Source organism: Lysinibacillus sp. NPDC056232, assembly GCF_042267565.1.
In the GTDB taxonomy this organism is placed as follows: domain Bacteria; phylum Bacillota; class Bacilli; order Bacillales_A; family Planococcaceae; genus Lysinibacillus.
This window is the reverse complement of sequence record NZ_JBHJTF010000008.1, coordinates 48,474-59,571: the sequence shown is the minus strand read 5'-3', so window position 1 is coordinate 59,571 and position 11,098 is coordinate 48,474. Positions and strand designations below refer to the sequence as shown.

At 39.4% G+C, this 11,098-nt stretch carries 13 protein-coding genes; all 13 read left to right on the top strand.

Annotation, left to right across the window (positions count from 1 at the left end; translation table 11 throughout):
* Positions 1 to 143: 143 nt before the first annotated feature.
* The 13 genes from ACFCYJ_RS08605 to ACFCYJ_RS08545 all read left to right on the top strand — a co-directional run bounded on the left by ACFCYJ_RS08605 (position 144) and on the right by ACFCYJ_RS08545 (position 11,096).
* Positions 144 to 1,574 (top strand): sensor histidine kinase, encoded by a 1,431-nt coding sequence (locus ACFCYJ_RS08605; RefSeq protein ID WP_376073342.1) that lies wholly within the window; start codon positions 144 to 146, stop codon positions 1,572 to 1,574.
* The gene (locus ACFCYJ_RS08600) at positions 1,567 to 2,145 is read left to right on the top strand and encodes an ANTAR domain-containing response regulator (RefSeq protein WP_376073341.1); all 579 of its coding nucleotides are present in this window, start codon (positions 1,567 to 1,569) and stop codon (positions 2,143 to 2,145) included. Before ACFCYJ_RS08605 ends, ACFCYJ_RS08600 begins: the two co-directional genes overlap by 8 nt.
* Positions 2,146 to 2,222: 77 nt before the next feature.
* The gene (eutH, locus tag ACFCYJ_RS08595; RefSeq protein WP_376073339.1) at positions 2,223 to 3,467 is read left to right on the top strand and encodes an ethanolamine utilization protein EutH; all 1,245 of its coding nucleotides are present in this window, start codon (positions 2,223 to 2,225) and stop codon (positions 3,465 to 3,467) included.
* Between the two features lie 36 nt (positions 3,468 to 3,503).
* On the top strand, positions 3,504 to 3,845 hold the full coding sequence (gene eutS / locus ACFCYJ_RS08590; protein ID WP_283871719.1) for an ethanolamine utilization microcompartment protein EutS: 342 nt from the start codon (positions 3,504 to 3,506) through the stop codon (positions 3,843 to 3,845).
* A gap of 10 nt (positions 3,846 to 3,855) precedes the next feature.
* Positions 3,856 to 4,353: a EutP/PduV family microcompartment system protein gene (locus ACFCYJ_RS08585; protein ID WP_376073336.1), complete on the top strand. Its 498-nt coding sequence runs from the start codon at positions 3,856 to 3,858 to the stop codon at positions 4,351 to 4,353.
* A gap of 22 nt (positions 4,354 to 4,375) precedes the next feature.
* The gene (locus ACFCYJ_RS08580; RefSeq protein ID WP_376073334.1) at positions 4,376 to 5,800 is read left to right on the top strand and encodes an ethanolamine ammonia-lyase reactivating factor EutA; all 1,425 of its coding nucleotides are present in this window, start codon (positions 4,376 to 4,378) and stop codon (positions 5,798 to 5,800) included.
* Between the two features lie 5 nt (positions 5,801 to 5,805).
* On the top strand, positions 5,806 to 7,176 hold the full coding sequence (locus ACFCYJ_RS08575; protein WP_376073333.1) for an ethanolamine ammonia-lyase subunit EutB: 1,371 nt from the start codon (positions 5,806 to 5,808) through the stop codon (positions 7,174 to 7,176).
* A 9-nt stretch (positions 7,177 to 7,185) separates the two neighbouring features.
* Positions 7,186 to 8,217: an ethanolamine ammonia-lyase subunit EutC gene (gene eutC / locus ACFCYJ_RS08570; protein ID WP_376073331.1), complete on the top strand. Its 1,032-nt coding sequence runs from the start codon at positions 7,186 to 7,188 to the stop codon at positions 8,215 to 8,217.
* A gap of 11 nt (positions 8,218 to 8,228) precedes the next feature.
* Positions 8,229 to 8,879 (top strand): ethanolamine utilization microcompartment protein EutL, encoded by a 651-nt coding sequence (gene eutL, locus ACFCYJ_RS08565; RefSeq protein ID WP_376073491.1) that lies wholly within the window; start codon positions 8,229 to 8,231, stop codon positions 8,877 to 8,879.
* 15 nt (positions 8,880 to 8,894) lie between these two features.
* A complete protein-coding gene (locus ACFCYJ_RS08560; protein WP_376073329.1) occupies positions 8,895 to 10,385 on the top strand; it encodes an aldehyde dehydrogenase family protein in 1,491 nt (496 codons plus the stop codon).
* Positions 10,386 to 10,401: 16 nt separating this feature from the next.
* Positions 10,402 to 10,680 (top strand): BMC domain-containing protein, encoded by a 279-nt coding sequence (locus ACFCYJ_RS08555; protein WP_053482447.1) that lies wholly within the window; start codon positions 10,402 to 10,404, stop codon positions 10,678 to 10,680.
* A gap of 44 nt (positions 10,681 to 10,724) precedes the next feature.
* Complete coding sequence (locus ACFCYJ_RS08550) at positions 10,725 to 10,850, top strand: hypothetical protein (protein WP_376073327.1); 126 nt, start codon at positions 10,725 to 10,727, stop codon at positions 10,848 to 10,850.
* A gap of 3 nt (positions 10,851 to 10,853) precedes the next feature.
* Positions 10,854 to 11,096: a hypothetical protein gene (locus tag ACFCYJ_RS08545; protein ID WP_376073325.1), complete on the top strand. Its 243-nt coding sequence runs from the start codon at positions 10,854 to 10,856 to the stop codon at positions 11,094 to 11,096.
* Positions 11,097 to 11,098: the final 2 nt, after the last annotated feature.

The following is an 11,098-nucleotide window of genomic DNA, read 5'->3' as shown; positions in this document are numbered from 1 at the left end:
ATAGTTCTATGTAATGCAACGAAAACTATTAAAATAAATTATTTTTTTTATTGAAAATAATTTTGCAAAAGGTTTATAATTAATGATGACAAGAAATTTTAGAATAATCAAAATTGAAATTTGGTTATTCTGTGATAGGGGGTTTGAGCCTGTCGAACATTCAATCATTGTGTCGAAAATATACGAGCTTATCTGCAACAGATATAGAAAAGTTAAAAGAAATAGAAGCAACATTATCGTACTATGCTGAGTTGACAGATTGTTATATGTTCATAGATTGTATGATGGAAAACTTACCGTATGCAATTGTTGTGGCAGAGGCATTCCCAAAAACAGAAAGAGGCTTATACGAAAAATCTGTAATTGGCAAATTTGTCTTTGAAAGCTTTGAGCCAGCAGTATTTGCTGCTTTTAAAAATAAGGAAAAATCGTCAATGACTAGAGCGATCACACAGGAAGGTATAACGGTTGAACAAAACGTTGTCCCTCTCTTTAATGACCAACAACAAGTTATGGCAGTGTTAATCCAGGAAAAAAAGGTGGATATGCAAACAACACCTAAAGATGATTTTCAACAGATGCCTTTTGCGTTAATTGAGCATATTGTAGAGCCAAATTCTCAACCGATTCCAGTAGTTTCTGATTTGCTAGTGGAATCAGTTATTCTCACAAATCATGAAAATAAAGTCATCTATAGCAATCCTGCAGGCTACCGATTTATATCAGAGCTATCCGGGCTGAAACATTTTGATAACGTTGCATTGGATAAGATTTTACCTTTTTTACAGGAGGTCTATGATAAAGGCGATGATGTCTTTTTCTTAGAAATTACAATTGATCGTAAATCCTTTATTGTGAAGAAAATTCCTATTCGTAATCAAAACGATAAAGTGACACTCCTCATAATTCATGATCTTACAGAGCTTAAGCTGAAAGAAAATGAATTAATGATGAAAACATTTGCTATAAGGGAAATTCACCACCGAGTGAAAAATAATTTACAAACAGTTACAAGTCTCTTGCGCTTACAAATGAGAACTGACTTGTCAGCTTCAAATGCAAGTGCTTTTCAGGAGGCATTAAATCGAATATATAGTATTTCATCTGTTTATGAACTTATTTTAGAAAATGAGGATAATGCTGAAGAGAAAGTAGACATTATCGCATTGTCTAAAAAGATTGGACATAAAATGGTTGGGACATCCAACACATCATCTATTCAATTAACCTTCCATCACGATAATATACAGTTATTTTGTCATTCTAAAAAAGCTGTTTCGCTCGCTTTGATCATCTGTGAGCTACTGCAAAATGCAATGAAATATGCTTTTATAGGTCGTGAAGAGGGAACAATCGATATCCGATTTCAACAGGATGCTTCCACTATTTCACTTCATATTTCTGACAACGGCGTTGGAATGCAAGAGGTGAAGTCATCATTTGGAATGGAGATTATTACAAGGCTTGTTGAATATGATTTAGTTGGCACATTTTCAATTATCCCTAGTGAACAAGGTACACATACTCAAATCCAGTTCCCTGTAAGTGAGGAGGTATTTATCCTAAATGACTAGGAAAGTTATGATTGTCGAAGATGAGTCGCTTATTGCAATTGATTTGAAGTTTATGCTAGAGGATCATGGCTACGAAGTAGTAGCGCAAGCGAATAATGGGGAATCAGCAATTGAGTTGGCTTATACATATAAGCCACAGTTAATCTTAATGGACATTAAAATGCCAGAGCTAGATGGTTTAAAGGCAAGCAAAATTATTGAACAGCAGCTAGGTATACCGGTGCTATTTATATCCGCATATAGTGAAAAAGAATTGTTAATGTACATGAAGCAGGACAATGTTTTAGGCTATGTTATGAAACCGTTTTCTGAGAAGAATGTCCTTCCAGCGTTGGAAGTGGCATTTCACCAGATTGATAAGTTCAATCGTCTAAACGGGGAATTGCTGCATAAGCAAACTGAATTAGAAAAGCGAAAAATAATCGAACGAGCAAAAGGTTTGCTCATGCAGTCAGAGAACCTTAGTGAGGATGACGCTTATAAAAAAATTCGCAGTGAGAGTATGCAGACTCAACAGGAAATGGTGCTTATTGCAAGGCGCATTATCAATACCTTACAAGTAAATAGTTAAGCAAAGACGCTTTAAAGAGATTTCCTCTTTAAATGCGTCTTTTTTTTATAAATTAATTAAAGGGGGGAATGAGAAGGATGGCAATGGTAGGAACGGTTATCGTTTATATTATTATGATTTGTGCAGTTTTAGGAGCAATTGGAGCAATTCGAGATGCTGAATATGGAATCGGTAAAGAGTTTATGAATGGTATTCATACGGTTGGACATATTTTTGTACCTGCTGCAGGGATCATGGCAGCTATACCTTACTTAACGTGGTTTATAAGTCATTTTATTAGTCCGATTTTTGAATGGATTGGTGCTGATCCAGCGATTGCAGCAACGACAATTTTAGCGTCGGACATGGGAGGATATCAATTAGCAAATGCGTTAAAAGAGTCCTATGAAGGATGGGTCATGGCTCTAGTTGTCGGATTTATGTCAGGTGCAACAATTGTGTTCTCTATTCCAATGGGTCTTGCCATGTTAGATAAGCGGGATCATAAATATATGGCTTTAGGTATTATGGCGGGTGTTTTAACAATTCCGATTGGCGCATTTATTTCTTCTATTTTGATTGTGATGTTTAATACAGATGTTCGAGAAGTAATTAGTACAACAGCGGCACCAACATATGTTTTTGCCATATCTGTTTTACAAATATTAATTAATTTATTGCCTTTATTTATTTTCGTCGTATTAATTGCGTTAGGTCTAAAACTAATTCCAAATGGCATGATCAAAGGTTTCATGATTTTTGGACGTGTGATGGATGCTGCTATCAAGCTTGTGCTAGTGTTCTCGATTGTAGAAATTTTCACAGGTATTTTTACAAAGGTTTTTGGTGCATGGGGCTTTGATCCGATCATGGCAGATAAAGTCGATCAATTCCGAGCACTAGAAACAGCTGGATACATCGGTATTATGCTAGCGGGTGCATTCCCAATGGTGTACTTAATAAGAAAATATGCATCGAAACCTCTAGAAGCAGCAGGTGAAAAATTAGGCCTATCGTCAGTAGGGAGCGCAGGTATTTTAGCGACAATTGCTAATATTTTAGCCATGTTTACACTTGTTCGACATATGCCACCGAAAGATAAGGTCATTAACATTGCCTTTGGAGTTTGTTCAGCATTCCTTCTAGGAGATCATTTATCATTTACGGCTAACTTCCAACCGACCATTATTTTACCTGTTATTGCTGGCAAGTTTTTAGCGGGTGTTATCGCAATTATATTAGCCTATAAGCTATCTGTTCCAACCGCTCTAAGGCTAGAACAAGAGGATCGCAAGGCAGGCATTATTAAAGAAGGTGAATATCTAACAGATCAAAAGTCTTGACTAAATGAACAATGAACTAGAAAGAGGTGATGACGTGTGAGTGAAGAAAAGAAACGGTTTATTCAGGAGTTTGTGCCAGGAAAGCAACTAACATTAAGTCATCTAATTGCAAATCCTGACCCTGATATGTTTCAAAAGTTAGGTATTCAAGAAGCAGGTGCACTAGGCATCATGACATGTACACCGAGTGAGACAGTTATTATCGCAGGAGATTTAGCAACAAAGTCCGCCAATGTAAAACTAGGCTTTTTAGATCGCTTTACTGGCAGTCTCGTTATTGTTGGCAGTGTCTCCGAGGTTGAAATGGCAATGTTAGAGATTAATCGTTTTCTATCAGAGAAGCTAGGCTATACACCATCAAAAATAACGAAGTCATAGGATGTGCCGTATGAAAAATCGAGTAATGATCATAGGTGGTGTGCAAGCAGGTAAGTCGACACTGATGAATGCGTTATTGGGGAAAGATGGACAAGCCAATAAAACACAGGCGCTCGTTTATGATGATTGGATTGTTGATACACCAGGAGAATATATAGAAAATCCGATGTATTACAGAAACATTATGGCAACATCGCTTGAAGTGACACATGTGATTTATTTGCAGGATGCCACGTCATCAAGGAGTGTTTTTCCTCCGCAATTTAGCTTAGGAATTCCGAAAATACAAATTGGTGTCATTACAAAAATTGATGCACCACATGCAGATGTAGAAAGAGCAACAGCTTTATTACAAAATGTCATGACGCATGGTCCAATTGTGAAAACCTCTTCGTGGCAAAAGCTTGGTATTGGGTTTATTGCGCCACTTATTCAGCTCAATTCTGACGAAGAAATTCGCCAATTTGTGAAGGATCGTGATAGTCCTTATCTCATGTATTGCCCTTAAGTGGCGAGAGGGGGAGAGTAAGTTGAAGGCAGAGAAAATTTATAGTGCAGGCATTGATATTGGTACAAGTACAACAAAGATGGTTGTCAGTAGTTTTCTGTTGAAAAACGTTGCAGGTGTAACGCATGTGCCACGCATAGAAATTATTGAAAAAATAGTTCTACATCAAAGTCCTATTATTAAAACACCGTTTATCAATAAAGAAATTATCGATATGGAAAAAATCGAGCAATTTATTTTTCAGCAATATCAATTGGCCCAAATTTCACCAGCAGATATTGCAACAGGTGCCATTATCATTACAGGCGAATCTGCAACAAAGGAAAATGCCAGCGAGGTTGTTCATGCGATTGCAGATTCAGCTGGACACTTTTTAGTTGCTACAGCTGGCCCCGATTTGGAAGGTATCATTGCAGCAAAAGGCGCAGGTACCTTACAGCAATCTAAAAATACGGCCAAAGTTATCGCAAACATCGATATCGGTGGTGGTACAGCAAATATTGCGGCAATGCAGTTCGGAGAAGTAATTGGTACGTGTACATTGCATGTCGGAGGGAGACTCATAGAATTTCAGAATGGCATTGTCCAATCGATATCACCACCCATTATGAAATTGATGGAGAAATGGTCAAATCCATTAAAAGTGGGTGATGCAGTAGAGGATGTACGTGTCTCACAACTAATCCAAGAAATGGTGGATATAGTAGCGGCAACGCTAAGCGGACAATTAACAGATGAACAGCATCCATTATTGCTAGGACATTTGCCAACTTGGGATAAACCGGTTGAAGCAGTCGTTTTTTCCGGTGGCGTAGCGGCCTGTATTTATGAAAATGAATGTACAAACCGTCAGTATGATGATATAGGCGAAAAATTGGCGACAAATCTTTTACAGCATGAACAGTTACAATCCTTTTTATGGCTTAAACCAGAGGAAACAGCGCGGGCAACGGTGACTGGTGCAGGTACCCAAACAACTGAGATTAGTGGTGCAACGATACAGGTAGATGCGGAAGTATTGCCTTTAAAAAATGTGCCTGTTTTCGATTGTCATATGGATACGAACAGCAAAGAATTCGACTATGCGGTAAAAACAGCTGTTGAACGAGCTGATGTTCTATTTTCTATACAAGAGAATCGCTCTCCATTTGCACTCTATTTTAGTCATTTACCATACTTAAGCTTCCAGGATGTCCATGCATTATGTGAGGCTATTTTGAAGCACTTAGCGATGAGAAGCTCCAAGGAAATACCAATTATCATAGTCATTCAATCAGATTATGCAAAAGTTATTGGGCAAACGATACGAGCAATCAATCAAACAGTTCCCATCATTTGCATTGATCAAATCAAAGTCGAAACAGGTGATTATATTGACATTGGGGAAGTACTACCAGCTGGTGTTGTCCCAGTCGTAGTGAAAACACTTGCTTTCCACTCAAAGTAAGGAGGATGAATGTGAATCTATCGGTGATATTTGGTGGAGAAAAATATAATTTTAAATCATTAAAAGATGTAATGGCCAAGGCCAATGAAGAAAAATCAGGAGATCAGTTAGCTGGAATTGCGGCTGAATCTGTCCAGCAACGAATTGCGGCGAAAGCCGTTTTAAGTGAGCTGTTAGTGAAGGATATAAGAGAAAATCCATTAGTGCCTTCTGAAAATGATGAAGTGTCACGCATTATTGAAGGTGATATGAATGAGCAAATTTATGGAGAAATTAAAAACTGGAGTATCGAGCAACTAAGAGAATACATTTTATCCAATGAAACAGGAGATCGGGAATTAAAACGATTAAGCAAAGGTATGAATTCAGAAATTATTGCGGCCGTTACAAAGCTGATGTCCAACTTAGATCTCGTCCATGCTGCCAATAAAGTAGAGATACTGTCAACTTGTAATATTACGATCGGACAAAAGGGCACACTTTCCTCAAGATTACAGCCGAATCATCCAACAGACAATATTGACGGGATTATTGCCTCATTAAAAGAGGGCTTGTCCTATGGTATTGGCGATGCGGTCATAGGGATTAACCCAGTAGATGATTCCGTTGAAAGTGTGAAAAAAGTATTGCAAGCGACAAAGGAGTTTATCACTGATTGGTCGATTCCTACACAAAACTGTGTATTGGCACATATTACAACACAGATGAAGGCTATTAAACAAGGTGCACCAGCCGATATGATTTTCCAAAGTATTGCTGGAACAGAAATTGCTAATCGCTCGTTCGGCATTTCTGCTGACCTAATAAGAGAAGCAGAAGAGCTTGTGAAAAAGCAAGGAACAGGAACTGGCCCGAACTTATTCTATTTTGAAACTGGACAAGGTTCGGAGCTATCTGCTGAGGCACATATGGGTATTGACCAAGTAACACTTGAATCGCGCAATTACGGCTTTGCTAGACATTTTAATCCGTATATTGTGAATACGGTTGTGGGCTTTATTGGACCTGAGTATTTATACAATAACAAACAGGTTATACGTGCAGGACTAGAAGATCACTTTATGGGCAAAATGCACGGTATCCCAATGGGCGTTGATATTTGTTACACAAACCATATTAAGGCAGACCAAAATGATGTTGAAGATTTAAGTGTTTTACTAACAGCAGCTGGTGTCAACTTTATTATCGCTGCACCAATGGGCGACGATGTCATGCTGAACTATCAGTCAATGAGCTTCCATGATGTCGCTACATTACTTCAAACGTTTGGTAAAAAACCAGCACCTGCATTTCTAGCGTGGTTAGAAAAAATGGGCATTTATGAAAATGGTCGTCTATCTGCAAGAGCTGGCGATTTATCTATATTTGAAAGGTAGGTGAGTCCATTGAATGAACAACTAGTAGCAATGATTACACAACTCGTTATGGAAAAGATGGGCAATCATGAGGCAGACGAATCTTCTCATGACACGGCTGTACCAATAGAAGAACAAAAGGAAATACTTATTAAGCTTCAAGATACTGTAGCTAATGCTAATTATGCTGATGAAGTAGCAAGTCCGAGCACAACAGAACGATCAAATGAATCATTAATTAAACTTTATCATTCTGAATCACATACCCAAGAACAATTGTATTACAGCGCAAGTAATGACGAACCTACTGACACTTCGGCACCTATCACAGCCTTTAAATTTGAAGAGGATGAAGTGTCTGAAAGTGTTCAAGCTGCTAAAAAGCATACACCTGCAAGAATAGGTGTTGGGAGAGCTGGGACAAGACCAAAAACAAAAACTTGGCTAAAGTTCCGACTCGATCATGCAGCGGCAGTAGATGCAGTTTATGGAGAAGTGACAGAAGGGCTACTACAAAAGCTCGATGTCTTTCAAGTAACATCAAGAGTGACAGATAAGGAAGAATACATTACTAGACCAGATTTAGGTCGTCGTTTATCAGATGAAGCAAAGACACTTATTCAATCGAAGTGTAAAAAAAATCCAAAGGTACAAATCATTATGTCTAACGGATTAAGTGCAAGTGCGATTGAAGAAAATGTGCAAGATGTTTTCTTAGCGTTACAGCAAAGCCTTCGTAATTTGAATATTGAAATAGGAACGACTTTCTATATTGATAAAGGGCGTGTTGCTCTTATGGATGAAATTGGCGAACTTTTACAAGCAGAAGTGATCGTTTATCTAATCGGTGAACGTCCTGGCCTGGTATCTGCTGAGTCAATGAGTGCCTATATATGCTATCAACCTAGAATGGGCACAGTAGAAGCTGATCGAATGGTCGTTTCGAATATTCATAAAGGTGGTATCCCACCATTAGAGGCGGGTGCTTATTTAGGAACAGTCGTGCAAAAAATATTGCATTACAAGGCTAGTGGAGTAGGTCTTGTGGCAAAAGAAGGTTAGGGGGACAAATGATGAATCCTCAAAAAATTATGGCAGAAATTTTGGCAATGCAAATCATTCCAAGAGTGAATAGTGAACTAGCGGAGCAATTAGATTTAAAGCCATATCACAAGAGCATTGGACTCGTCACTCTAACAATAGACGATGTTGGCTATGTAGCGTTGGACGAGGCTACGAAAAAAGCAGATGTTGATGTTGTGTATGCGAAAAGCTTTTATGCTGGAGCGGCACATGCATCTGGCCCATTGTCTGGTGAAGTAATTGGCATCATTGCCGGTAGCACGCCTGATGAAATACGCAGTGGTTTCGATGCGATTCAGCAGAAAATTCAGTTTGATACGTATTTTGAAGCCATCCTTCAAAATGAAAACCACGCTCTTTTTGCACATACTGTAGCAAGTTGTGGTACGTATTTGGCTGAGCTAGCAAACGTTAAGGTTGGAACAGCTCTTGCTTATTTAATAGCACCTCCACTTGAAGCTATCGTAGGTTTAGATGCTGCATTAAAGGCGGCAGATGTAGAGCTAAAGGTTTTCTTTGGTCCACCATCTGAAACCAATTTCGGTGGCGGTTTAGTAAGTGGTAGCCAATCTTCCTGCCAAGCTGCTGCCAATGCTTTTAGAGAAGCTATTGAAAATTTAGCGAGAAACCCAGTTGTTTAGAAAGGAGGGGCTTTAGTGGCCACACTAGATAAAGATTTATTAGCAATTCAAGAAATGAGAGACGCCGTGAGACTTGCCAATATTGCACAGTCTGCTTACATGCAGTATTCACAACAGCAAGTAGATCATATCGTCAAGGCTGTTGCGGATGCCGCATTTAAAGAGGCAGAACGTTTGGCAAGTATGGCCGTTCAGGAAACAGGGATGGGTATACCTAATCATAAAAAGATGAAAAATGAGGTTGCCTCTAGAGATGTCTATGAAGATATTAAAGATTTAAAGACTGTTGGTGTCGTTGGTTTCGATCGAATAAAGAAAGTGACAGAGATTGCTAGTCCGTTTGGCGTAATCGCGGGCATTGTACCAACGACAAATCCAACATCAACAGCAATCTTTAAAACACTTATCTCATTGAAAACTAGAAATGGTCTTGTCCTAAGCCCACACCCATATGCAGTTGATTGTACAAAGGAAGCTTTAGAGATTTGTAGAGTAGCTGCAGAAAAAGCAGGAGCACCAGAAGGATTGCTACACTGTTTAACAATGTCTTCTATGGAAGCTACACAGCAATTAATGAAGCACCCAGATATTCACTTAATTTTAGCGACTGGTGGCGGTGCGCTAGTAAAAGCAGCCTATAGCTCAGGCAAACCTGCTTATGGTGTAGGACCAGGAAATGTTCCAGCTTACATTGAAAAATCAGCGAACATCTCCAAATCTGTTCGCCAGCTTGTACAAAGTAAGTCTTTTGATAACGGCACAATTTGTGCGACAGAGCAATCAATTATTGTAGATAAAGTCATTGCTGAGCAAGTTTTAACAGAGTTAAAGAAAAACAATGCGTATATTTTGAGTGATGAAGAGAAAGTGAAGATGGAGAAGTTAATCTCTCCTGTTCCTGGGAAAGTAAATCCTCAAATTGTAGGGAAGTCAGCAGCTTGCTTAGCAGATTCTATCGGTATTACCGTGCCGGAAGACACAAAAGTACTTGTCGGTATGGAAACGATGATTGGCAAAAACATTCCATTTTCACTGGAAAAACTATCACCGATATTTGCGTTATATACAGTCGAGGACAGTACAGAGGCCAAACAGGTGATGATTGATTTACTTAACATTGGTGGACGCGGGCATACATGCTCGATTCATACAGAAAATACAGCTTTAGCTGAGCAGTTTTCAGTCGAATTACCGGTGTCTAGAATTGTTGTTAATACATTATCATCCATCGGCGCTGTTGGTGGAACTACAGGCTTAGCACCATCCTTCACATTAGGGTGTGGCACGTTTGGTGGCAATATTACGTCCGATAACATTACAGCGAGACATTTATTGAATATTAAACGTATGGCTTATGGCATTAAAGATGTAGAAGTGCCAAAACCAGAATTTTTAGCAAAACCAGTAGTAGAAAATAGTAAGGCACAAGATCCATCTTTGGATACAGCGGTGGTTCAACAAATTGTTGATCAAGTATTAAAACAAATCACATTACAAAATAAATAATTTGGAGGAATGACAAATGAGTACAGCATTAGGAATGGTAGAAACAAAAGGATTAGTAGGAGCAATTGAAGCAGCGGATGCAATGGTGAAGGCTGCTAGCGTTAACTTAGTAGGAAAAGTACATGTTGGTGGCGGTATTGTCACTGTATTAGTTCGTGGTGATGTAGGAGCCGTAAAAGCAGCTACAGATGCAGGTGCAGCAGCGGCCCAACGTGTTGGAGAACTTCTATCTGTTCATGTAATCCCACGCCCACACCATGAATTAGAATTAATTTTACCAAAAGCAGAGGCTTAATTTTATTTACAGTCCGGACAAAGGCGACGGAAAGAATAGTCGAAGTGACAGATAGAGAAGTCGAAGCGGCGGATAGAAGAGCTGAAGTACGGATGGAAGTCAAAGCGACGGAAAGAGGTCCGAAACGACGGAAAGAAGAGCCGAAACGACGGAAAGAATCCCCGGAGTGACGGATGGAAGTCAAAGCGACGGAAAGAGGGTCCGAGGCGACGGAAGGAATCACTGGAGCGACGGAAGGAATCTCCGAAGTGACGGATAGAAGTCAAAGCGACGGAAAGAGGGTCCGAACCGACGGAAAGAAGAGCCGAAGTGACGGAAAGAATCACTGGAGCGACAGAAGGAATCTCCGAAGTGAAGGATGGAAGTCAAAGCGACGGAAAGAGGGTCCGAACCGACGGAAAGAAGAGCCGAAGTGACG